General features: G+C 35.2%; 17 protein-coding genes and 2 tRNA genes. 8 read left to right on the top strand and 11 right to left on the bottom strand.

Translation table 11 applies throughout. The features are described from left to right. From FP433_RS00765 to yycF, 6 genes are all read right to left on the bottom strand, one after another. Positions 1-1,197, bottom strand: coding sequence for a S1C family serine protease (locus FP433_RS00765; RefSeq protein ID WP_265486790.1), 1,197 nt, complete (start codon positions 1,195-1,197; stop codon positions 1-3). 82 nt (positions 1,198-1,279) lie between these two features. Then, positions 1,280-2,077: an MBL fold metallo-hydrolase gene (locus tag FP433_RS00760; RefSeq protein ID WP_265483682.1), complete on the bottom strand. Its 798-nt coding sequence runs from the start codon at positions 2,075-2,077 to the stop codon at positions 1,280-1,282. Between the two features lie 2 nt (positions 2,078-2,079). Next, positions 2,080-2,904 (bottom strand): two-component system regulatory protein YycI, encoded by an 825-nt coding sequence (locus FP433_RS00755; RefSeq protein WP_265483683.1) that lies wholly within the window; start codon positions 2,902-2,904, stop codon positions 2,080-2,082. A gap of 6 nt (positions 2,905-2,910) precedes the next feature. After that, positions 2,911-4,206 carry a YycH family regulatory protein gene (locus tag FP433_RS00750; RefSeq protein ID WP_265486789.1) on the bottom strand — a complete coding sequence of 432 codons (1,296 nt, stop codon included), beginning with the start codon at positions 4,204-4,206 and terminating at the stop codon, positions 2,911-2,913. Further along, positions 4,196-6,046, bottom strand: a complete 1,851-nt coding sequence (walK, locus tag FP433_RS00745; protein ID WP_265486788.1) for a cell wall metabolism sensor histidine kinase WalK — start codon at positions 6,044-6,046, stop codon at positions 4,196-4,198. The genes FP433_RS00750 and walK overlap by 11 nt, the downstream gene beginning before the upstream one ends. 45 nt (positions 6,047-6,091) lie before the next feature. Then, entirely contained in the window at positions 6,092-6,799 is a 708-nt protein-coding gene (gene yycF / locus FP433_RS00740) for a response regulator YycF (protein ID WP_265486787.1), read from the bottom strand. Positions 6,800-6,933: 134 nt separating this feature from the next. Here yycF and FP433_RS00735 point away from each other — a divergent pair. From FP433_RS00735 to FP433_RS00705, 7 genes are all read left to right on the top strand, one after another. Continuing rightward, positions 6,934-7,006, top strand: a tRNA-Lys gene (locus tag FP433_RS00735). A gap of 108 nt (positions 7,007-7,114) precedes the next feature. Next, positions 7,115-7,187: transfer RNA gene (locus FP433_RS00730), tRNA-Lys, on the top strand. Positions 7,188-7,306: 119 nt separating this feature from the next. Further along, a complete protein-coding gene (locus FP433_RS00725) occupies positions 7,307-8,647 on the top strand; it encodes an FAD-dependent oxidoreductase (RefSeq protein ID WP_265486786.1) in 1,341 nt (446 codons plus the stop codon). A gap of 114 nt (positions 8,648-8,761) precedes the next feature. Further along, entirely contained in the window at positions 8,762-9,508 is a 747-nt protein-coding gene (locus FP433_RS00720) for a 1-acyl-sn-glycerol-3-phosphate acyltransferase (protein ID WP_265486785.1), read from the top strand. A gap of 13 nt (positions 9,509-9,521) precedes the next feature. Then, positions 9,522-10,349: a glycosyltransferase gene (locus FP433_RS00715; RefSeq protein WP_265486784.1), complete on the top strand. Its 828-nt coding sequence runs from the start codon at positions 9,522-9,524 to the stop codon at positions 10,347-10,349. 90 nt (positions 10,350-10,439) lie between these two features. Further along, complete coding sequence (locus FP433_RS00710; protein WP_265486783.1) at positions 10,440-11,393, top strand: glycosyltransferase family 8 protein; 954 nt, start codon at positions 10,440-10,442, stop codon at positions 11,391-11,393. Then, positions 11,390-12,247: a lysophospholipid acyltransferase family protein gene (locus FP433_RS00705; RefSeq protein ID WP_265486782.1), complete on the top strand. Its 858-nt coding sequence runs from the start codon at positions 11,390-11,392 to the stop codon at positions 12,245-12,247. Before FP433_RS00710 ends, FP433_RS00705 begins: the two co-directional genes overlap by 4 nt. Positions 12,248-12,331: 84 nt before the next feature. On the opposite strand, the gene FP433_RS00700 is transcribed toward FP433_RS00705, so the two are convergent. Continuing rightward, complete coding sequence (locus FP433_RS00700; RefSeq protein ID WP_265486781.1) at positions 12,332-12,943, bottom strand: PepSY domain-containing protein; 612 nt, start codon at positions 12,941-12,943, stop codon at positions 12,332-12,334. Between the two features lie 174 nt (positions 12,944-13,117). Between FP433_RS00700 and FP433_RS00695 the strand changes: the two genes are divergently transcribed. After that, positions 13,118-13,453, top strand: coding sequence for a hypothetical protein (locus tag FP433_RS00695; protein ID WP_265483693.1), 336 nt, complete (start codon positions 13,118-13,120; stop codon positions 13,451-13,453). A 419-nt stretch (positions 13,454-13,872) separates the two neighbouring features. Here the strand turns inward: FP433_RS00695 and FP433_RS00690 are convergent, their stop codons facing one another. The 4 genes from FP433_RS00690 to FP433_RS00675 all read right to left on the bottom strand — a co-directional run bounded on the left by FP433_RS00690 (position 13,873) and on the right by FP433_RS00675 (position 23,769). Beyond that, on the bottom strand, positions 13,873-14,787 hold the full coding sequence (locus FP433_RS00690) for a proline-specific peptidase family protein (protein ID WP_265483694.1): 915 nt from the start codon (positions 14,785-14,787) through the stop codon (positions 13,873-13,875). Positions 14,788-15,101: 314 nt separating this feature from the next. Then, on the bottom strand, positions 15,102-15,749 hold the full coding sequence (locus FP433_RS00685) for a nitroreductase (RefSeq protein WP_265483695.1): 648 nt from the start codon (positions 15,747-15,749) through the stop codon (positions 15,102-15,104). Positions 15,750-15,827: 78 nt separating this feature from the next. After that, on the bottom strand, positions 15,828-17,186 hold the full coding sequence (gene brnQ, locus FP433_RS00680; RefSeq protein WP_265483696.1) for a branched-chain amino acid transport system II carrier protein: 1,359 nt from the start codon (positions 17,184-17,186) through the stop codon (positions 15,828-15,830). 193 nt (positions 17,187-17,379) lie between these two features. Then, entirely contained in the window at positions 17,380-23,769 is a 6,390-nt protein-coding gene (locus FP433_RS00675; RefSeq protein ID WP_265486780.1) for a Rib/alpha-like domain-containing protein, read from the bottom strand. Positions 23,770-24,183 lie beyond the last annotated feature (414 nt).

Raw genomic sequence — 24,183 nt, 5'->3', positions numbered from 1 at the left:
CTAATTTAAGGTTACATTAATATCTTTATTTTTACCATCACGAATAACTTGTACTGTAACATGATCGCCAACTTTATGGGCATAAAGCACAGTGTGAAGACTTGCTACATCACTAATATTTTTATTATCAACCTTAGTAATTACATCTCCAGCTTTAATCCCTGCTTTAGCAGCAGTGCCATTCTTGGTCACTGAAGCTACTAAAACACCACTTTTTACATTGGAAGATACACCCAGTTGTTTCTTAGCATAATCAGTTAACTCACTGATTGAGGCAACTCTAATTCCTAATTGCGGACGGGTAATCTTACCATTTTTAACTAATTCATTAATAATCGTTACTACTTCATCACTAGGAATTGCAAAACCCATTCCTTCAACCGAAGTACCATCGCCTGATGAAGAAAGCTTCATTGAGTTAATCCCAATTACTTGGCCTGATTCATTAACAAGAGGACCACCTGAGTTACCAGGATTAATCGCAGCATCTGTTTGAATTACTGTCGCCTGGTTAGTAACTTGACCATTTGAATTAGTTACATCAATTGTTCTACTTTTTGCAGAAATAATTCCTTGAGTTACACTACTTGCATATTGACTACCTAAAGGAGAACCAACTGCTATTACAGGTTGACCAGGTTCAAGATTTTTTGAATTACCAAACTGAGCAGTTTGAGTTACATATTTGCCATCAATTGTTAAAACAGCTAAGTCAGTTTCAGCATCAGCTCCAACTTTTTTGGCAGTTACTTTTTTACCATTGCTTAAAATTACTTGTAAAGCATCACTACCTGAAACCACATGATTATTAGTTACAATATAACCTTTACCATTAGATTTCATGTAGATAACTCCTGAGCCTTCACTGTAAGTTTCAAGATCTGATTTAGAACTTGATTTAGAAGAACTTGAAGAATCACCAAAAATTCCAAAAGGATCTGAACTACTAGTAGAACTTTGACGCTTTAAATTCACCACTGAAACAACAGTATTTTTAACTGTATTGTAAGCCGCTGTCATTTCACCTGAATTTTTACTAGTATTTTTAACAGTTTTTACAATTGGAGTACCAGATTGACTAGCACTATCATTATTAACTTGTGATAACCCAGCATAAGCAACTCCACCACCTAAAAGTCCTGCTACTACACCGATAATTCCTGTTTTTACTAAATTATTTGTCTTCTTTTCAGTCATAAATATCTTCTTCCTCGTTTTTCTTAATTATATAGCTTAAGAACTAAATTTGAAAAAATAGTGAATTTCTTCTCCGATTTTTTTAAATTTCAATTAAGTTAGTTGGAGTTTCTACAGCTGTATCAATAATCTCGACATCAGCAGGTAAATTTGCATCCCCCTGAACTAAGATCTTTTCAGCTGCATCATGAGCCTTAAACTTTGTATTATTCTCCTGACTGCGGTGTGCTAAAAAAATGTGTTCTGTATTAGGCTTCACCACATCTAAAAGTGCCTCACCAGCTTGCTGGTTAGATAAATGACCTACATCTGACAAAATTCGATGCTTTAAATCCCATGAATATGGACCATTACGTAATAATTCATCATCATAATTAAATTCAATCAGGTAACCATCTGCTGCAGCAATCTCACTCTTTACTTTACTAGAAACATAACCAGTATCAGTCAAGCAGGCAAATCTTTTACCATCACTTTTAAAAACATAATATTGAGGTTGAGCTGCATCATGACTTGTAGCAAAGCTAGTGACTTCTAGATCCCCAAAAGTTTTGGTCTTTCCTGGTTCAAAAGCATTAATTTGATTTACGGGCAATTTCCCAATCTTACCAGTTTCATTTAAGTACTGCCATGTCCCAGAATTAGCATAAGCATTGATTTGAGGATAACGGCGCATTAACACTCCTAGTCCTCCCGAATGATCATGATGATCGTGGCTCAGAAATACCATGTCAATTGTTTTAATGTCCACTCCTACTTTTTCTAAAAGTAGTTTTGTCTTTTTTCCAGAAAGACCTGCATCCATCAAAATATTATGCTGCTTAGTTTGAATTAAACTTACATTGCCAGTTGATCCACTAGCTAAAACAGAAACTTTCAATTCTACATTCCCTTTTGATCATTAATCATTGCCCCTGTAAAGGCGTTTACTTTTTTGTAAGTAACTGATTTATTATCGTTATTTTCAATCGCCGCTACCCAACTTGGTAAAAAAATCACACTTCCACGTACTTGGACTAACTTCGTATAAGCAAATTTAATCCACAATACTTTGGAATTATTTGGCAACTCACTGTATGTATACAAAGAACGAATCGCTGCTTGAGAACTAATCGTTGTTTGTCTTTCTCTAACTGGAAATACTTTATTAGTGTAGCGTTGATAATAGGAAACAATTTGATTATCTTTTAAGTTAATATGAAGTCTTGCTCGGTTTGCATAAAGAACTCCATAAGGCGTTTTTTGTAAAAAAACATAATCTTGTTTACTGGATAAATCAGCTACATACACATAATCTTTCCCATTATAAACATACTGAGAATTGTCTTTAAATTTTTCTATTTCTTTTAAAGCTTCTTTTTTATTTTTACTGACCTCAATTGGTTCAGCCAACTTTGCTGTCAAACTTTTTTCGTTAGTATTTGGGGCAAGTATCAAAGCTTCACCATCTAGTTGCTTTTTAGCTTGAGTTATCCATTTACTATCACTAGAAGCTGCCAAATAATAGCCACCTGACTGTTGATTATTAGTAGCTGGAACTTTAATATTATTATTTTGCAGTTCTTTAGCCAAAGTAGTTGAATTTTTTAAATTATACTTAGGAGTATTAGAAAGTAATTTCGGTGCTTGAATAATTTCGACTCCAAGAAAGATATTTATTCCAATAAAAACAATCAAGAAAATCCATTTTATTCGCTTAAAATCCATTCTTTCTTACTCCTTTCCTTGAGCTTGAGTGATCCATTCATTTATTGACTGCCATTTACCGTTGATCTTAACGTAGTATGCTGGTGTCAAAGTTACCAACCGGGCAGATTTATCATTATCTACTTTACTGGTATAACCGACTATAATACGAGAAATTTTACTTTTATCATAGCCAGCTGCTTCTAATTGATTTAATGCTTCTGCTGTTGGCTGTAATTTTTTCTTACTGCCATCATTTGGAATTGGAATTTGTAAGTCTAAACTATTAAAGTTTATTTTTAAACCATTCGTCGCAAAATTAATTTTAGCGCGAGAATTATATTTACCAGTTAAAAAGACTGGGTATTCTTCAACATAATTTTGATAAATCAAAACATTATTATCAGCATCAAAAAAGTGTAAATCTGGTTCACTCAAGCCAATTTTTCTTACGTAATATAAACTAGAAGTCAATTTATCTGTCACCGATTTCGGGCTCTTTGTTTCACCATAGTTTACATATTCGTAGTCATTATTTTTCTTAGAAGCAATTAAACGTTCATAAACTCCATTTGAATAAGTAATTGAATTAGTAGAATTTCTTTGATTAATTGAGCCTGTTCCTAATAAGCGATAGACAAAATAAGAGTCAGCCTGGTGATCAGTCAAATAACTATAAATTGGTAAAGAAGTTGACTTTTCAAAAAAGGTTAAATACATGTTATCCAGACGGTAGAGACTAACTGGCAACTGAGTTTTCGTTTCACGAATCTTTTGATAAAAATTATCAAATTTTACTTTATTAACTGGAATTTTATATAAGCAATAATCTGCGTCATTACCTAAATAAATATATTTCTGACCATTAACTGGAACAAAAAAACGATTAAATTGGCCATTGTTTATCTTCTTTAATCCTGTTAAAAATAAAGAAATTGTAATTTGATCTGGGTAAGTTAATTGAACATAATTTTGATTTTTTAGTAAGTCATCATATTCAGATTTTGATTTTCCAATTTTTTCTGGGATTACACTTTTTAGACTTTGAGTCATATTAGAAAATTGCAAAGGTAAATTTCCCCGCCCTGCATATACTTGATAAAGTTGACTACCTTTATAGTACATAATCTTTGTTGGCATATAAATTTCTCGCAGAGATTTTTGTCCCACCTGTTTATTAGGAGATTGATTAGAAGTTTGCTCAATTTTTGTAAATCTAGAATCTGAACTCCAAATATAGCCAGATAAGCCAAGTGAAGTTAGAATCATAACAACTAATGCAATTGTTAACGCATGATCACTAATTTTATTTTTAGATTTCATCCCAATTGTCTCCTTCCTCTGCCATTGATTCAAATGGTAGTGAAATGTAGAAAGTTGAGCCGTGACCTTCAGCACTATCAGCCCAGATTCTACCATTGTGAGCTTCAACAATTTCTTTAGAAATTGCCAATCCTAAGCCCGTTCCTCCTTGCTTTCTTGAACGAGCCTTATCAACCCGGTAGAAACGATCAAAAATTTTATTTAAGGCTTTGCGTGGAATTCCTAATCCTTGATCAGAGATACTTAAAATAATATGATCTTTAGCTTTTAGTAAGCGCACTGTAATTACTCCACCATCAGGTGAATATTTAATTGCATTATTCATAATATTATCAATTACTTGCATTAATTTATCTGTATCAATTTCAACCCACAGATCTTGATTATTCAACTCGCGCTTAATTGTGTATTTTTTATGATGATCATTTTTTTCATCAGTTTTGATCATCATATCAAACCGATTCAAAATATGGCTTACAAAGTCATTAATATTGACCCATTCAAGATCCATCTTAGCTACTCCACGATCCATACGTGATAAACTGAGCAAATCATTAATCATTCTAATCATTCGCTGGGTTTCATCTTGAATAACCTTTAAGAAATGTGGGGCAATCTTTGGATCTTTCCAAGCTCCATCATTCAAAGCTTCTACATAGGCTTGGAGACTAGTTAGGGGCGTTCTTAATTCGTGTGAGACATTTGAAACAAATTGTTGCTGCTCACGTTCATTTTTTTGTTGTTCTGTTACATCATGTAAAACACACACCATCCCTGAAACAAAGCCAGTTACTCTTTTAATTAAAGAAAAGTTGGCATGCAAGATTAATTCATCAGGACTATTAGGATTAATTGTTACCATTAGCTCTTGCTGGTTACTCATTAAATCCTGCATCGTGATATCTTTTAAACCTAAGACCTTAATAATTGATTTTCCAATAACCTCAGATTCAGGCTTTTCCAAAAAATTCAAAGCCGTTTCGTTAATAATAGTAATATTTCCATGACGATCAGTTGCAATTACGCCATCAGTCATATGAGACAAGACGCTGTCTAAGCGCCGACGTTCGCTATCAGTTGCTTCTTGCGTTTTCTCAATTCTAACTGACAATGTATTAAATGCTTTAGCAAGTTGTCCTAGCTCATCATTTGCATAAACTTTTACTTTCCCTGAATAATCACCATCTGCAATTCGCATCGCCCGCTGGCGAATTTCTTCAATTGGCCGTGTAATGGCTCGTGAAATTACTAATGAAACGATTGCTCCTAATAACGCCGCCACCAAAGAAGCAGTTAAAAAAGTCAAAGATACATTGCGGATATTATTGAACACGCTTTGCATACTAGCCCGAACATAAATTGCCCCCACATTAGTATTAGTACCATTAGTTGCAGTTAGAGGCGTAATTTGAATCATATTATTACCATTTTCATTTTCAACTTGTGAAATTTGTTTTCCATTGGTAATCGCATCTTTAATCTCGTTACTAGTATCTCTTTGACCAACACGTGCTTGATCATTAACATTAGAAACTGCTCTAATTACTTGTTTATTATCCACAATTATCATTTGATTAATTGCATCATTATTGTAATTTGTAACAATTTTACTCAGTTGCTTGTTAGCACTTTGAGTATTTGCTCGACTCAACTGGTTTGCAATTTGATTACTAATGATACTTGGTACTTGAATAGAAGTTTCAAAGTTTTGAATAGAACTTTGCTCTAGCTGCCTAGTAAAATAAGCACCAATTATTTCAATTGTGGCTAACAGCAGTAACATAAAAATCATTGCAATTTTAAAATTTATTGAATTAGCAATTTGTTTTAATTTTTTCATTTTCCCCACAAAAGAAGGCCACTAAATTTAGTGACCTTACCTTCCTTAATCATCAGCTGGATTTTTTACATAATATCCTACTCCACGCCTAGTTACCAAAATGGTTGGTGAAGAAGGATTGTCTTCTATCTTTTCTCTTAGACGTCTTACAGTTACATCAACTGTTCTTACATCTCCAAAATAATCATAGCCCCAAACTGTTTGTAGTAAGTGTTCACGTGTCATTACTTGATCCATATGTTGAGCTAAATAATGAAGTAATTCAAATTCTCGATGAGTCAATTCAATCTTTTCTCCATTTTTTTCAGCAATATAGGCTTCAGGCATAATTACTAAATTACCAATTGTGATATTTTTATTATCGTCATCTTCAGTTGCTTTTTGACTAAGATCACGTCGCCGTAAATTGGCCTTTACACGTGCTACTAATTCACGATTAGAAAAAGGCTTAGTTACATAATCATCTGCACCCATTTCTAATCCAAGGACTTTATCAATTTCTGTATCTTTTGCAGTTACCATGATAATTGGCATATCATGTGTTTTTCTAACTTCTCTTGCTACTTCTAGTCCATCTTTTTTAGGAAGCATCAAGTCTAAAATCATTAAATCAGGATTATACTCTTCAACACGCTCTAATGCTTCTTCACCATCATAAGCGGTTTCTACTTCAAAGCCTTCTTTAGTAAGGTTAAATTTGATGATATCCGAAATTGGTTTTTCATCATCTACCACTAAAATTTTTTTCGGCATTAGATTTTCCTCCTATTTCTTCTACTTTTATTATACTGGTTTATCGACTTTTTTTGAAATTTGTAAAAAAATTTTAAAAACTTCTTGCTTTTTTATTTTCTTATGGCATAATAATATTTGTTGGTTATCCAATTGGGTGGTTAGCTCAGCTGGCAGAGCAACGGACTCTTAATCCGTGGGTCCAGGGTTCGATCCCCTGACCACCCATCTTTGATAAAGCGTTACCTGAGGTAACGCTTTTATTTTATTTTTACTCAAAAATTTCTTGCTTTTTTATTTTCTTATGGCATAATAATATTTGTTGGTTATCCAATTGGGTGGTTAGCTCAGCTGGCAGAGCAACGGACTCTTAATCCGTGGGTCCAGGGTTCGATCCCCTGACCACCCACTACTTCATATTTTAGCACTACAGAATGTAGTGCTTTTATTTTACACTTTTTTAATTTTTTTCTTCAGTCTTTGTTGTTAGAATAAAAGTAAATCAGATTTTCCTTAAGGAGGCTTTTTATGAAAGTTGCTATTATTGGTTGTACTCATGCTGGAACCATCAGTGCAACCCAAATTCTAACCAATCATCCTGACACTGAAGTAACTATTTACGAAAAAAATGATAATGTTTCTTTCCTATCTTGTGGAATTGCTACTTATTTAGGTGGTATTACCAAAAACATTGATGACATGTTTTATTCCAGTCCTGAAGTATTAACTAAGCTTGGTGCAAGTGTTAAATTAAAACACGAAGTAACCAGTGTTAATTTAAAGAATAAAACTTTAACTGTCACTGATTTAACCACTAACCAAACACATACTGATTCATATGATAAATTAGTAGTTACTACTGGTTCTTGGCCAATTATTCCTAATTTACCTGGAATCAATAGCAAAAATGTTTACCTATGCAAAAATTATAATCATGCTAAAAAGCTCTTTAAACAAGCTCAAAATGCTAAAAACATTATTGTAATTGGTGGTGGTTACATTGGTGTCGAATTAGTAGAAGCTTACAGCACTCAAAGCAAGAATGTTACCTTGATTGATGGCCAAGATCGCATGTTAAGCAAATACTATGATAAGCGTTACACCGATATCGTAAGTCGTGATTTTGAAGAACATAATGTTAAACTAGCATTTAACGAAATGGTTGCTGGCTTTGAAGATGACGCAACAGGTATTACGGTAAAAACTAATAACAATTCTTATCACGCTGATATGGCTATTCTTTGCATTGGCTTCCGTCCTAACACCGCTTTATTCAAAGACCAACTTGAATTTAATCCAGATGGTTCAATTAAAACTAATGGCTATATGCAAACTTCTAATCCTGATGTTTATGGCGCCGGTGATGCGGTAGCGGTTCACTTTAACCCTACTAACCACGAAGCTTACGTTCCTTTGGCAACCAATGCCGTTCGTCAAGGTATTTTAGTAGGAACTAATATTTTTGGCAATCAAGAAGTTTACATGGGAACTCAATCAACCTCTGGCTTACAACTTTTTGATAATTCAATGTCTTCAACAGGAATGACTCTCCAAGCCGCACTTAAGGCTGGCTTTGATGCTGATAGCGTTACCTTTGAAGATAACTATCGTCCAGAATTTATGCCTAATAACAAAAAGGTGTTAGGTACCGTAGTATGGGATAAGAGTAACAACCAAATTTTAGGGGCTCAATTCATGAGTACTTATGATATTTCGATGTATGCCAATGCCGTTTCTGTAATGATTCAAAACCATAATACAATTAACTTTATGGCAATGGTTGACATGTTATTCCAACCCAACTTTGACCGTCCATTTAACTTTATTAATCTTTCAGGTCAACAAGCAGTTGCCAAAGCTAAAAAATAATCAAGCCTAGTTTATTTTTAGAAGCAAAGAATGTCTTTGCTTCTTTTTTGTTATCTTTGAGCATTTCGGCAACAATACTATGTTTATCTTTAGAAATCCTTTATAATTAAGGATATGAAAAAATTTTATTATCATACTCTAGCTGATGATCTAGTTAAAAGTAAAAAACAAAATTTTAAACTAAGCGATAATTATCAAATCATTAATCAAAAATTTCCTAATGGATTAGTCAGGGCTCTCGCCAAAGATTTTGCAGCTCTTTTAACCTATGGATATTTAAGAGTTAAAATTGTTGGCCGTCAAAAACTAGTTCCTTATCAAAATCAAGGGTATTTTGTTTTTGCAAATCATACTCAACCAATGAATGATGCCTTTATGCCAATTTTGCTTTTTGGCAAAAAGCAATACTATGCCATTGCTGACCAAGCAAACTGGGGAATTCCCATCTTAGGCAAACATATCCTTCCTTATGGGGCTTTGCCTGTTGGCAATGATCTAAAGCAATCAATTAAATTAATCAATGCTATCAAAAAGCTCATCAAAACTGGCAATCATATTGTCATTTATCCAGAAGCTCATGTTTGGCCGTACTATACCCAGATTCGTCCTTTTCCTGAAACAAGTATGAATTTTCCTGTTTCTTTTAAGGCACCAAGTTTTGTCATGACAACAACTTATCAAGCGCCTAAACATGGCAAAAAGCCTCAAATTATTGTCTATATCGATGGGCCTTTTCTCCCAGATACCTCATTACCTAAAAAGGTTCAACAAGCTAAATTACATGATGAAATTTATCAAGTCATGCAAAAGCGTGCCAAATCAAGTAACTATCAATACTATCATTATCAAAAAGTAAATTAGAAAGTGATTTCAAGTGAATATTTTATTTTGCGGTGATTCTCATGCCGAAGACGGAGTTTTAATTGCCACTTTGTCTCTTTTAAAAAATTACCAAAAACCACTCCATTTATATGTTTTAACAATGACAGCTAAAAATGATACTAAAACTTTTAGTCCTTTTAGTATGCAAGCAATTAAGGTAATTAACCAACAACTTAAAGAAGTAAATGATAAAAGTAGCATTGAATTAATTGATATTACAGATCTTTACCAAAAAAATCCTCCACTTGCTAACCAAAATACTCGCTTTACTCCTTATGCCTTAATCCGTCTCTATGCAGATGAAATTCCTAATTTACCTGATCGCATCCTTTACTTAGATGATGACATTATTGTCCGAAAAGACATTACAGAATTCTATAACCAAGACTTAACTAATGTAGAATTCGTTGGCGTACTTGATTACTACGGTCGCTGGTTTTACCATGATGAATTCAAAGCCTTTGACTATGTTAACTCTGGCGTTTTACTTTTAAATATGGCTGAAATTAAGAAAACTCATCTCTTTGAAAAAGTACGTCACTTAATTAAAAAGCGGGAAATGTTACTACCTGATCAAGCAGCTATTAATAAACTTGCTACTGAAAAAAGAATTGCACCTCGAAAATATAATGAACAACATCGACTGCAAAATGATACTGTAATTCAACACTTTACTACTAGTTTTCGTTTTTTCCCCTACTTTCACACCGTTACTATCAAGCCTTGGCAAGTTGAAAAAGTCCACAAAGATTTAAATATTTATGAATATGATGATATTTTGAATAAGTATCTAGCTTTAAAACCCAAACTTAAAGGATAGACTAAGTAAGAATCCTAAGCCTACTTGCTTAATCTTCCTTAGTCTGGTACTCTTGACCCAACTATAATTAATATTAAAGGATGAATGTTAATGACTACTATTCCAGTTTTTTATACTATTACTGATAACTATACTCCTTACGCTGGAGTCTCAATTCAATCACTTATTAACCATGCAAACCCTAACCGTGATTACACTATCTATGTTTTAGTCCAAGAAATTAGTGAGGAGCACAAGCAAGCACTCAAGAATCTTGCCACAGATAATGTTCATATCAATATCTTTCATATTGACGATGAATTGTTAAAGCCAATCACTAATACCAAAGAAAACTACTTAAGGGGACAATTTTTCACAATGGCGATTTTTTATCGTTTATTTATTCCTGAATTATTCCCACAATATGATAAAAGTATCTATTTAGATGCAGACACAATTGTCAATACAGATATTGCTGAATTATATGATACTGACCTTGGCAATAACATGTTTGGCTCTGCTCCTGATCTCTCAATCCGTTACATGCCACTACTCCAAGAATATATTAAACAATGTCAAGGAATCTTCCCACCTGAAAAATATATCAATAACGGTGTGATTTTGTTCAACTTAAAAGCTTTTAGAGAGAAAAAATTTATCGACAGATTCTTGTATCTCTTAGGCAAATATCAATTTGATAATCTTGATCCTGATCAAGCTTATATGAATGAAATTTGTGAAGATTATATTTATCACTTAGATGGTAAATGGGATACTATGCCTAACGAAAGTATCCCTCCTATCAAGGATCCCAAAATTGTCCACTATAATCTTTTCTTTAAGCCATGGCATTTTGAAGATGTACAATATGGTAACTACTTCTGGGATGTCGCAAAAGAAACTCCTTTTTATGAAACATTAAAGCAAGAATTAGCCAATTTTACTGATGCTGACCGTCAAAAACAACGTGATGACTTAGAAAAAATGGCCCAACGTGTCAAAGAAATTGAGCAGACCAATACTTGGGCAAAAGTGAAACAACAAGGAGAAAAAATTAAACTATGATTATTGGCGATAACCGCGAAAAAGTTATTGAAAATATCAAAAAAAATGTCTTAAACAACGATTTTCACGCAAAAGCAGAAATTGGTGATCCAAAAATTAGTAACGCTGACAGCTTAAAGTTAGTGAATGATTTTTGGAAAGCGAAGCAAAAAAACACTGATAAAGTGACCAGCTTTTTTACCAAGCAATTTTTTAAACAAGTAGCTCAATTGCTAGGCAAAAATGATAAAATTGATAATCCTCAAGATTTACGCAAAATTCCTCGGGCTTTTGTCACTTCAAATCACTTTAACCAACTAGATAGCTTGCCAATTGCCCGCCTTGCCAGCAAAAATCATAAAAATTTGTACTTTGTTATTGAAGACACCAATTTGCTTTTACCTAGCTGGATTGGGTTTCTCATGAAACACTTACCTACAATCCCACTAAGTCGCAGCATTCGTTATTTAGGGCGAGACTTTCCTAAGCATTTAAATGAGGTATTACGTAAAAATAATTGGATTTTAATTTATCCTGAGCAAGAAATGTGGTTCAATTATCGCAAACCTCGTCCAATGCAAAAAGGTACCTACTATTACGCCGCTAAACTTAACGTACCAATTATTTCTTGTTTTACTGAAATTAGAGATACCAAAAGCATTGAAAAAAGTGATCCCAACTTTTTCAAAACTCAAACTATTCTACATGTTTTACCAACGATTTATCCTAATCCTAAGCTCAGTGTTGAGCAAAACGCTAAATTAATGTGTCAAAAAGATTATGAGCAAAAAATAGCTGCCTATGAAAAAGCTTATGGAAAAAAATTAGACTATAACTTTTCTTATACTGATATTGCAGGTTATCGCAAAAAATAAATTTCAATCAAATTTTTGCCTACAAAAAAAGAGCGTTCCTCAAAACGCTCTTTTTGGTTAACCAATAATTTTAGCTAGGAAGAATTAATTTTCCTTCTCTACTTTTAGTACTTCTTTAGTTTTAGCATTAATTTGAACTTCATGTTTAGTAGTACCATCTACTACTTCAATTTCCCAAATGGTATTTTTACCACTTTGCTTCAAGTCCCACTTATCTGCTGTGCCACTTACTTTCTTTTCTGCAATCTTAGTTGCTTCATTGCGACTAATTAAGTTGTCAACATCTAAAGCTTTTTCATTCATTTCATCCAAATCAGCTTTTTCTGTCTTGTTTGAAAGGATTTTTCCACTAATTGCATTAACTTTTACTTCATATTCATGGGTTTTATCAAAACCATCAATATTATAAACATAGCTTCCATTTTCTTTTTCTAGAGAAATTTCTTTAACTTCTTTTCCCTTATATTTTTCATGGAACTTATTGATTGCATCAGTTTGACTAAGCTTAATTTGGGCAGTTTTTACAGCAGTGCTAGCTGTCTTTTTAGCACTACTCTTATTACTTGTACTTGAGCTAGTAGACGATTGCGAGCTCTTAGTTTCTGAGCTTGAATTATCGGAACAAGCTGTTGCTGTTAACAAAAGTGCACCAGCTAAAGTAATGCTACCAACTAATTTTGTCCATTTTTTTGCCATAGGTTTCTCCTTGATTATATAACATCATCCATTAAATATACCGCTTACATTTATCTATATAATTATTATATAATAAACGATTCATTTTAACCAATCTAAGCCCTTATTTTTTCAAAAATTAATAAATAAAGTTACAATGATAAAGGTAGAGAATTTTAATGGAGGACTTCACATATGAATAGACAAACAATGAACACTTTTTGGATAGTATTTACCATCTTATTAATTATTAGTATTTTTATTTCTCCACTATCTGTTTGGTACTTCCCAGTTAACCTTATTTTACTAATTGCCATTTATGCAGTTTACTACTACTTCATGCGGACTGGACAATATGCCTGGGCAATCTTTGAAGGTGTAATTTCAGCTATCTGGTTCGATAGTTACTTTAAATCACCTTTTGGTGCTGGTACTGATCATCCCATCTCAATTTGTTTTGCAATCATCGGTATCATTTTAACGATTATTGCGGTTATCTTTGAAATTAGAAAACATGAAAACGAAGAATAAACAAAAATGAAGTGCCTCATAATTGTTAGACATAAATCTAACAATTGTGAGGTATTTTTTATCACAAAAAGGTCACAAATTAAAACATTTTATGCTTTTATATATAAGGAGATGGTAAAAATGAGTCCTGAGTTAGAAAATAGTATTGAAAAATCATTAGCAGAGTATGCAAGAGGAGATTATCAAACAGTCCACTCTACTGATGAATTGTTTAAAAAATTAGATAATTAAAAATGGCCGAAATTAACTTTACTCCTGAATTTATAAGAAACTATGAAAAATATTTAAGATATTACAACTTTGAGGGAATTCGCCATACATTAAAAGACAAGACCCCAATGGAATATTGGAATCTTGCCTTAGAAATATATTTAAAACTAACGTCCAATTTTAGGGGTTAGCTTCAAGTTGCTTTTGACTTATTCGCCTTTAAAACTTCCATCTTCCACACTGCGGATAAAGTCAGCTAGGTGCTTGTAATAAACATCTGGGTTATCCACCATGTGGTGGTGACCTCCATCTGGTGTAGTGACTAAACGTGAATTTGGAATTTCTTTTTGCATAGTCTTAGCAGTTGAAATTGGCATTGTTTCATTTTCACCAAAAGTAAGCAAAGTTGGTACCTTAATATTCTTCAACTGGTCTCTAAAGTGCCAGTCCTTCAACTTACCAGTAATAACAAATTCGTTATCACCTTGAAAGGCATTATAAACAGCAGTTCCACCAAGATCTTTTAAGTGATAGAGCTTAGAAGGTTGCTTACGATCAACAAAGTTAATATTCAAGATTTGGACATCATCTTGGTAACGTTGATTATCGTAGTCACCTTTTTCTTCACATTCATGCATGAAATCAATTTCAGTTTGAGGAAGGACTTCTTGACGTCGGCGGTTAACTGCTTCAACATATTCATCAATTTCATCAACCATTGAGGAAACAATTGCTCCTTTTAAGTGTTGGCCATACTTAACAGCATATTCTTGGACTAAAAGTCCACCCCAACTTTGACCAATTAAATAAAAGTTATCAAGGCCAAGCTTTTCTCGAACTTCATCTACTTCATCTAAAAAGTATTCGTAAGTTAAATACTTTTTGGCAATTTCGGGATCAGAATAATCTGGTTGATCAGAATACAAGGAACCTAATTGGTCATACATCGTTACTTGCACATCAAGACCTTGTTTCTTTAATTGAGCAGCTGCATCTTCCCAATATTCATGATTACCACCAGGACCACCATGAAGTGCCAAAAGATGAATATCCCCTTGACCTTGAGTATTTGTCCATAAATGATAACCATTGTCTAAGGTAATAATTTTTGAACCTGTTTGCATAAAACTCTCCTTTACTTATTCTTCTTACTTCTATTGTAACGTATTGGCACTTCATTTTCTAAAAGCAAAAAGCATTACCCTTCCACTAAATTGAGGTAATGCCTTCACGTCTGATGATAGACGAATATAATATCATTGTAATTTTATTATACTCTTTTATTCAATTATTATCATGGGTTATCGCACCATTTATTGTGGGACTAGTTGAGCGCTAGATGGATCGCCACGATAAACACTAACAGCCAATAAAAAAGCATTACCCTTCCTGATATGAACCCTAAAATTAGGACATATGATTGAGGTAATGCTTTCTCTTATTCACTAAATTTAGCAAAGTCTTCTAACTTACGTCGACTTGGCTTAAATTCATTTATACGTTCGTCATCAGCATATCCTAATGCAATTCCCATGAAAATCTTCTCATGCTCTGGAATATCAATATGCTTTCTAATTGAATCAGGGAAACGGACAATTTCATAAGCTGGAATTGAATCAATTCCCTTTTCAGCAGCTGCTAGCAAAATGCTTTGACCAAATGCTCCTAAGTCATAAAACATATAAGGAACAGCCTTTTCATCTACTGTGATGTAAATTAAAGCTTGCGCATTATATAAATGTCTTTGACGGTCTTCAAAAAAGCTATAGTCTGCCTTGGTAAAATCACTCAATTCCTCAGTAAATTTACCAACATTATCACTTGAATAGCGATCCATATCATCTGGCGTAATTGGCTTAATATCTGTCCAACTAATCGTTCCTTTATCTGCTAATTCCAAGTGTTCCTTCTTAATTGCTTCTAAAGCTTCACCTATCGCAACATGTACATGCCAAGGTTGAGCATTCTCCCAGGAAGGAGCAAAACTAGCTTCTGTTAAGATATCTTCAATGTCTTCTTTGCGAACCTTCTTATCAGAAAATTCACGTACTGCATGACGCTTCTCCATCAATTCTTTAAATGACATCGATTATCCCTTCTTTCTTTTATCTTCTCAGTTTCATTATAAGCCCTGAAACTAAAAAAATTCAAAGAAAGACAATCACTAAATTTGGGAAGTTTTGCGTCGATAAATGTGAACCAAAATTCCTAAAATAATTCCAATTATTGCTGGTACCATCCAAGTAATTCCCAAATTAGCTAATGGGAAATAGTGCAAGCGGAAGGCATCTACACTTTTAACGAAGTTACTACTCTTAAGCGGTTCTGGAAGAGAATAAATGAAATCTAGTACACTTGGAATTAAAGTTAAAATAATGGTAATCTTGTAAACCACATGATCTTTCTTAATTAATGGTGAAATCATTGATAAAACAATAACTACGATTGCTAAGGGATAAAGAAACATTAAAACAGGTACTGACCACTTGATTAATTCATCTAATCCAAAACAAGCAAATAAGGCTGAAAATCCGCAAGTAACAGTTAACCAACCACGGTAAGATAATCCACCAAAGTGAGATTGGAAATCTTCTGCAAATGAAGCTACTAACCCAACTGCGGTTGTTAAACAAGTTAAAACTATCAAAAAGGCTAAGAAGGCTTGACCAAAGACCCCAGCATAATAGGTAACAATTTGTGAGAACGCCTGACCACCGTCAGCAGATACTTTAAAATGTCCTAAAGACATTGCGCCCATTAAGACTAAAGCAACATAGATAACTCCAATTGCTAGCATTCCAATTGTCCCTGACTTCACCGTAATTGCTGCAATCTTGGCTTCCTTTTTCACACCCATCGTTTTAATAGCTGTTACAATTGCAACCCCAAACACTAAACCAGCTAATGCATCTAAAGTATTATACCCCTGCAAAAATCCATTAATAAACGCACCATGAGCGTATTCAGGTGTTACAGGTGCTGCAGCTGGGTTACCAAGTGGCTTAGCAAATGCTACTACAAATACTAAAAAGAGAGCCACTAAAAAGATAGGATTTAATACCTTACCTAAACTAGACAAGATGTCACTTTGCTTAAAAGCAATACCATAAACAACCGCAAAAAATAATACTACAAAGATAATTAATCCAATTCCTTGAAATTGCTTAGGTAAGAGTGCTTTAACACCGACAGTGTAAGACACAGTTGCTAAACGTGGTGTGGCATACAGAGGTCCAATTGTCAATTGAATAAGGGTCATAAATGCTAAAGCAAAAAATCCTCCCACTGGTTTACTTAAATCATAAACCCCATTACTACGAGTAATTGCAATTGCTAACAACGAAAGTAGTGGCAACGCAACCCCAGTTAGAAGAAAACCTACTGCAGCTTGTAACCAAGCAGCACCCGCAAGTTGTCCTAAATGAAGGGGGAAAATTAAATTTCCTGCACCAAAAAATAGTGCAAAAATCATTGATGCTACTACTAAATATTGTTTAGTAGACAATTTTTCTTTATCTTTCATAATTTCCTCCTAATTTTATTATTTTTTTAATTTTAACAAAAAAATCCCTTATCGGGTAGCCTTCAGTTAAAAATAATACAAAAAAACGGTTCGCCTAAGCGAACCGTTTTTTTATGTTATCTACGCTAATATCTTCCATAGAAATTAATTAGAAAGAGTAAGTTTGTTAGATGAAATTTTTAAGAAAGGAATATTAATTTCTACGTTTCTTTTCAACAGCTAAGCCAAGAATTGCACCTACACTAGCAATCATAAGTCCAAGCATTGCTGCTGCACCGTCATTAGCACCGGTTTGTGGTAAAGTCTTAGAACGTGAGTCCATGTATGACTTACCTGAGTTGTTACCATTAGTGTTACCGTTACCGTTGTTACCAGTTGAGATACCTTCGTGAGTACCCTTAACACCTGCTACAACTTCACTACCATTGCTGTTGCCGTTGTTATCGCCGTTTTCGTTACCTTGGCCGTGAACACCAGCAATGTCATCGCGGTCAGACTTAGGAGCAACTACAACAGTTACAGGAACATCAACAGTTTCACCGTTAGGGAAGATTACACGGATAGTACCTTCGTGCTTACCAGGTGTCTTAACATCTGGTTTCTTTTCCCATTCGTACTTAGTACCTGATGGCATATCATCCTTGTTCTTGATACCTTCTGAAGGGTTTGGAAGTACACCTTGTGGAGTGTGGATGTCTTGTCCTTCTGGAGTTGGGTTATCTACAGTTACAGTTACTGGTACTTCAACAGTCTTACCATTTGGAAGAGTTACGATAACTACTGCTGGGTGGTTACCTGGAGTTGATACATCTGGAGTATCTTTCCAAGTGTACTTAGTACCTGATGGTAAATCAGTTCTATTCTTAATACCGTCTTCTGGATTTGGTACCACACCTTGTGGAGTGTGAATATCTTGTCCTTCTGGAGCAGTTACAACAACCTTAACTGGAACTTCATCTTGTGAACCATCTGGGTAAGTTACGATGATAGTTGCATCGTGTGAACCTGGAGTGTTTACATCTGGAGTGTCCTTCCAAGTGTAAGTAGTACCACCTGGTAATTCAGTCTTGTTCTTGATACCATCTGCTGCATTTGGAACAGTACCAATTACAGTAGGTACATCTTGTCCTTGTGGAGTGTATTGATCAGCATCAGTTGGAGTTACAACTGGAGTTGATGGAGTAGTTACAGTTACAGTTACTGGTACTTCTTCAGTCTTACCATCTGGGTAAGTTACTACAACTACTGCTGGATGTTCACCAATAGTATTTACATCTGGAGTATCCTTCCAAGTGTACTTAGTACCTTCTGGCATATCTTGTGGGTTCTTAATACCTTGTTCTGGGTTTGGAACTACACCTTGTGGAGTGTTGATGTTTTGACCTTCTGGAGCTGGAACGTTAACAGTTACAGGAACTTCATCTTGTGAACCATCTGGGTAAGTTACAACAACTACTGCTGGGTGGCTACCTGAAGTAGTTACATCTGGAGTCTTCTTCCAGCTGTACTTAGTACCTGTTGGTAAATCAGTCTTGTTCTTAATACCATCTTCTGCAGGAGGAACTACACCTTGTTTAGTGTTTACAGGTTGTCCTTCTGGAGTGTACTTAGCAGCATCTGAACCAGCCTTAACGTAAGTAATAGTTACAGTTGAGTTTGGAGTTTCAGCAGTAACACCAGTTACTTCTGGAACTTCTTTAGATTCAACACCGTTAACTTGTGATACGTAACCATCGTGTTGAGGTACAACAACCTTAGTAAAGGTACCAGTCTTATCATTAGTTAACTTGTTAGTAGTAGTGTCGTAAATAGTGTAACCACTGTAAGTAGTGTTACCTTGGTTATCAACAGTCTTAGATCTACCGAATACTACCTTTTGTACACTTGTAGCTTCAGTCTTAGAACCATCTGAATTTGTGGTTTCAGTTACGATAGTTCTAGTTACAGTCTTGAACAAGTCTGAGTAAGCAGGATCATCTGGGTTAGTGATACCTGGGTCACCTGGTTTTTCAGTACCAGTAACGATTAATGGAGTATCAACAACTTGAGTCTTGCCATCTGGGTAAGTTACAGTGATTGAAACAGTAGTCTTACCAATCTTGTTAACATCTGGTTCACCGTTAGTCCACGTGTACTTAGTATCAGGATCTAAATCACCCTTGTTACCAATACCTTGTGATGGGTTTGGCATTACACCCTTAGGAGTAACAATTGGAGTACCAGTTGCGTTTTCTGAGTAAGTCTTACCTGGTTGATCAACGATAACCTTAACTGGAACTTCATCCTTAGAACCATCTGGGTAAGTTACAACAACAGTTGCTGGCTTAGTTCCTGGAGTCTTGGTATCTGGTTCGCCATCTTTCCAAGTGTACTTAGTACCTGTTGGAAGTGATGGAATGTTTGCAATACCTTGTGATGCTTCTGGGTGTCCACCAACCTTAGTATGAACATCTTGGCCTTGTGGAGTGTACTTGTCAGCATCAGTCTTAGGATTTACAACGTTAAGTGAACCTGCTGGTAATTCAACGTCTAAGTAAGTTGGTTGACCATTCTTATCCTTGTCTTGGAAAGTGATACGTACAGTACCCTTAGTATCGCCAGCCTTAAGGTCGTTTGCCCAAGTGTATGATACAGGCTTGTTAGCAGTTAACTTGTCTAAGTTAGTAGTATTAATTAATGCTAATTCAGCATCAGTTAACTTGTCACCTGCTTTAGCTGGAGCTAATTCAGCCTTCTTAGAAGCGGCATCAGCAACTGGAGCAGCACCTTGCATTTCGATAGCTGGACCATACCAACCACCTGATAAAGTTAATGAGTGTTCAGGAGTTGCAAATAAGTTAGTACCAGTTTCTTTGATTAATTCACTGTTTTGACCAAATGTAAGTTTAATTGATGGATTCTTAGATGCATCAGCACTTAATTCAGTAACACCTGGAAGTGGAGCTTCCATAGAAGCCTTGTCTACGTTAGTATTGATTGGAATAATCCATTCAGCTTTAACATCGCTGTAGTTAGTAATCTTGTGACCAGCTACATCTTTACCATTACGTACATCGTTGTTGTTCCACCAAATAATGCTATCAACAGTTGACATTGGATCTGGATACATGCTGTTAGCAGTAGTTTCGTGAAGGTTCTTTAATGATTGGGTAACAGTTACAGTGTAATCAGTACCGATGAAGGTGTTAGGACCTACAGCGATTGGTGCATCAACAGTTTCGCTTGAACCATCTGGGTAAGTTACTGTTACTGGTACAAATACAGGACCTGCTGGAGTGTTTGAACTAGTAGTTACAGTTACGTTACCAGTGTTTGGATCTACCTTAGCAGTTACGCCTTCTGGTAATTTAGTTCCTTCTGGAATCTTGTAAGTAGTTCCTTTTGGAGCCTTAGCAGTCTTACCATCTGCGTCAGTGTAAGTTGGGACACCAGTTTCAACGCTTTCACCTTGTTTTACATTTACAGGCTTGTATGATGGTTGGTATTCGTTAGCATCAGATGGAACAACGTTTACCTTAGCAGTAGTAGTATCTGCAGAACCATCTGGATAACTTACAACAACTGGAATTTCTAAGTTAATAGGTTTTGCATCAGGAGTAGTTTCAACAGAAAGTTTACCAGTAGTATTGTTTACTTCAACCTTAATTCCAGCTGGAATATCGTTTAAGTAAGTTTGATCAATAGCATACTTAGTTCCTTCTGGAGCAGCATCTACAGTCTTGCCATCCTTAGTAATAGTTACAGGAACTTGAACACTCTTACCAATAGTTACAGTAGTATCCTTGTAACTTGGTTGGTAAACATTTCCGTAAGGAGCAGTAATATTTAATGGAATATTAACAAAGTCAACAGAACCATCTTTGTAGGTAACTTTTGCCCAAGCTGATTTATCAGTTGTCTTTAATTGACCAGTTGGGTTTTGAGGTTGTGCTTCTGGCTTACCTTCAGCATCAACCATTTCCTTGTCCCATTCTGCAGCATCTTTAGCTGAGTCGTACCAAGTTACGCTTGAAACAAGGTCTTGCCAGTTAGCCACTGGAGTTGAACCCATTACTTGCTTACCGTTTTCGTCAGTAGTTACCTTAGCTTCTAAAAGATCTTTGATACCCTTATTAGGATCTAAGTTCTTCAAGCTTTGTTGGGTAGTACCATCGATAGTTTGAACTTCTGGATCGTATAAGTCTTTGTCTGATGACTTAACTGGAGAATCCTTTTCAAGAAGCTTGCTACCCATTGCGATACGTTGTGGAGTCCACCAGCTAAAGTTGTTTAAGAAGCTGTTTAAGTATTGGCTGTTAGCACCAGCAGTAATAGTACCTTGGTTAGTGTTTTCGTTAGCCTTTTGTGAACCGTTGTATTGACCAGCACCTTGAGTTGCACCCATCACAACTGAACCGTTTGAAGTTAAGTATGATGAAGCAGCCTTTTGAATTGGAGCAAGTGCTTGTGGGTTAAAGCCGATTGGAGCAAATCCGTCAGCACTCATTGATACACGACCACGTGATTGTGAGTTGGTAATCATCCAAGTGTAGTCAGGGTTGTCACTTAAGTTAGCTCTGTTCCATTGAGCAACTGGAGTGTTAGTAATAGTATCTTGTTGTTTTTGACGTTGGTTGAAGATGAATGAACCACCAATTTCTGGAAGAGTTGGGTTCAAACGTTGTAAGTTTACGTATTCAGGGTTGTTGAAGTTTACGTAACCTGCTAAGTTTTCACCAGCTGGTCCACCGATCCAACCTGGCATAAAGATCATACCAAGAGCAGTTTGTTGTTCGTGATCTTGTAAGTCTAAGGTAGCACCTTCGTTAACATCAATTCTTAAAGTAGTGTTACCAGATGAAGCACCAGTACCCATAGTAATCATTGGGTTAGCACCCTTATCAGTGGTGTTACGTACAATCTTAATTGAACCGTTGTCTTCAATACGGTTATCACTAGTAATTATGGCTGCAGCACCTGGAATACCAGTACCGATTGAAAGAACACCAAATTGGGTACCATTAAAGTTAGCCATTGCTAAATGTCCAAGACCGCCTTCGTAAGCACTCATCTTAGTAGTGATGTCTAAGTTACCAGTCTTACCAGTAATTAAGTTACCTGAGTAAACAGCGATTGAGTGACCGTCAGCTAAGTCCATGTTAACGTTACCGTCGATGTTAACACTACCACCAACTAATTGAGCACCAGTACCTAAAGCAACGATACCCTTAACATCCTTACCACCTTTGATGTTTAAAGTTGCGCCTTCTTTAACGTCTAATGGAGACTTAGTAAATTGACCAGTAGCTTTGTCTTTTACATAGTCACCGTTAGCACGAACTGCAGCACCACCGTATTGTAAGTTGTAGCTGCTAGTTTGTGGCATATTAACAGTAGTAGTACCATCTTCAACTCCAATGTAACCTGCTGAAATAGCATCACCATCATCACCTGGGGTTGCACCACCAGTGTAGGCTTTACTAGTTAAGTTGTTGTTACCCTTTAATACTAAAGTGTATTTTTCGTAACCAGTGTTTGCAGCAGCTGCTGAGTTAGTAGTCATACCAGTAATTACTGGACGACCGTTAACTTCTGCAGTTACGTTCTTGAAAGTAATGGTATCAAGAGCTTGTTTGTCTGCACTAACACGGGTAAGTGAAATTGGTGAATATGAAGAGTAATCAGTTTGAGACTTAGCTGCCTTTAATTCATCAGCCTTAATAGTTACATCTTCAAAAGTCATATCCCAAGCTGCGTGGTTATCACCTTGGTTTTTATCAACAAGGTTTAAGTTTTGATTAGTAAAGTCAATGGTGTTGTTATTACCACTAATAGTAACTTTACGAGCAATATCTTTACCATCGAGATCTTGAGAACCAGCATATAATACTTTTTGTTCTAAACCTAACGCACTTCTGTGAATAGCAGTACCGTTTACCTGACCAGTAACAGTAATATCTTTAGTAATGTTGATGTGATCAACATTTGCGTCGCTCAATGCGCTGATGAAGCCAGCCCAGTCTTGAACATCTTGTGAGTTCTTGTAAACTGGAGCATCTGGATCAGCAGGTTGAGTAGTATCTAACATTGCGTAAGTACCTTGGGCGTTCTTACCAATTACAGCACCCTTAGCAGCTAATGACTTAAGTTCTTCACTTTCAGCTGCTGATGAACTTGCGTTTGAAGTTGCTACTTTAGCATCAGATTTTACTGCAGCACTTGAGGCTGGAGCTTCTGACTTAACTGCTGATGATGAAGTTGCTTCACTCTTAACAGCTGCACTTGCTACTGATGAGCTTGCGCTTGAAGCAGCTGAACTTGCTTTTTCAGTTGTTGCTGAACTTGCTGCGCTTGAAGCTGGAGCTTCTGACTTAACTGCTGCTGAACTAGCAACATTTTCATCCTTATTAGCATTAGCTGCAACTTTTTCAGTTGCTGGAGCATTATCAGTAGTTGCTGCGTGAGCTTGTTGACTACCGATTCCTGTTAAGAAGAAACCGATTAATACTGAAGCAGCACCTACAGAAAACTTACGAATAGAGAAACGTTCTTTCTTTGCTTCCATCTTGCGTAAGCGTTCTTTATAATTCTTTTTAGATAACATCTAAAATAAACTTCCTTTCTTCATCTTTCTCTTACATCCAAGAGACTTAAAAGTTATATCAATTTCATTACGGTTCTTACTTTAAACCTTTTTTTATTTTTTTCAAGTATTTCGATTGTTATTTAAAATATTTTGTTCAAAATGTTTTTTATTTTTTAAGTTATTTTTACCCTTATTATTCTTTGGTATCAACGATTTACAGCGTTTTATATAAATTATTTTATTTTTTGATTTTTTGTATTTTTATTCTGATTTTACCGATTTGTTGTTATTTTATACCTATATAAAATAAAAATATATAATAAAAAACACTATTTTATTAAATGACATTTTAATTTTAATTTTTAAGTAATTTAATTTCCACTATATAAATATATATGTCTTAGTATAATAAGACCGCTAATTACTTATTTT

The organism is Lactobacillus sp. PV012, from assembly GCF_014522325.1.
Classification (GTDB): domain Bacteria; phylum Bacillota; class Bacilli; order Lactobacillales; family Lactobacillaceae; genus Lactobacillus.
This window is presented reverse-complemented; position numbering and strand designations above follow the sequence as displayed.

Excerpts from the sequence above, each read along its gene's own strand:
- walK (WP_265486788.1), bottom strand. The coding sequence starts at position 6,046 with ATGAAAAAATTAAAACAAATTGCTAATTCAATAAATTTTAAAATTGCA.
- FP433_RS00725 (WP_265486786.1), top strand. The coding sequence starts at position 7,307 with ATGAAAGTTGCTATTATTGGTTGTACTCATGCTGGAACCATCAGTGCA.
- FP433_RS00690 (WP_265483694.1), bottom strand. The coding sequence starts at position 14,787 with ATGCAAACAGGTTCAAAAATTATTACCTTAGACAATGGTTATCATTTA.
- brnQ (WP_265483696.1), bottom strand. The coding sequence starts at position 17,186 with ATGAAAGATAAAGAAAAATTGTCTACTAAACAATATTTAGTAGTAGCA.
- FP433_RS00685 (WP_265483695.1), bottom strand. The coding sequence starts at position 15,749 with ATGTCATTTAAAGAATTGATGGAGAAGCGTCATGCAGTACGTGAATTT.
- FP433_RS00675 (WP_265486780.1), bottom strand. The coding sequence starts at position 23,769 with ATGTTATCTAAAAAGAATTATAAAGAACGCTTACGCAAGATGGAAGCA.
- FP433_RS00755 (WP_265483683.1), bottom strand. The coding sequence starts at position 2,904 with ATGGATTTTAAGCGAATAAAATGGATTTTCTTGATTGTTTTTATTGGA.
- FP433_RS00695 (WP_265483693.1), top strand. The coding sequence starts at position 13,118 with ATGAATAGACAAACAATGAACACTTTTTGGATAGTATTTACCATCTTA.
- FP433_RS00765 (WP_265486790.1), bottom strand. The coding sequence starts at position 1,197 with ATGACTGAAAAGAAGACAAATAATTTAGTAAAAACAGGAATTATCGGT.
- yycF (WP_265486787.1), bottom strand. The coding sequence starts at position 6,799 with ATGCCGAAAAAAATTTTAGTGGTAGATGATGAAAAACCAATTTCGGAT.
- FP433_RS00700 (WP_265486781.1), bottom strand. The coding sequence starts at position 12,943 with ATGGCAAAAAAATGGACAAAATTAGTTGGTAGCATTACTTTAGCTGGT.
- FP433_RS00750 (WP_265486789.1), bottom strand. The coding sequence starts at position 4,206 with ATGAAATCTAAAAATAAAATTAGTGATCATGCGTTAACAATTGCATTA.
- FP433_RS00710 (WP_265486783.1), top strand. The coding sequence starts at position 10,440 with ATGACTACTATTCCAGTTTTTTATACTATTACTGATAACTATACTCCT.
- FP433_RS00705 (WP_265486782.1), top strand. The coding sequence starts at position 11,390 with ATGATTATTGGCGATAACCGCGAAAAAGTTATTGAAAATATCAAAAAA.
- FP433_RS00720 (WP_265486785.1), top strand. The coding sequence starts at position 8,762 with ATGAAAAAATTTTATTATCATACTCTAGCTGATGATCTAGTTAAAAGT.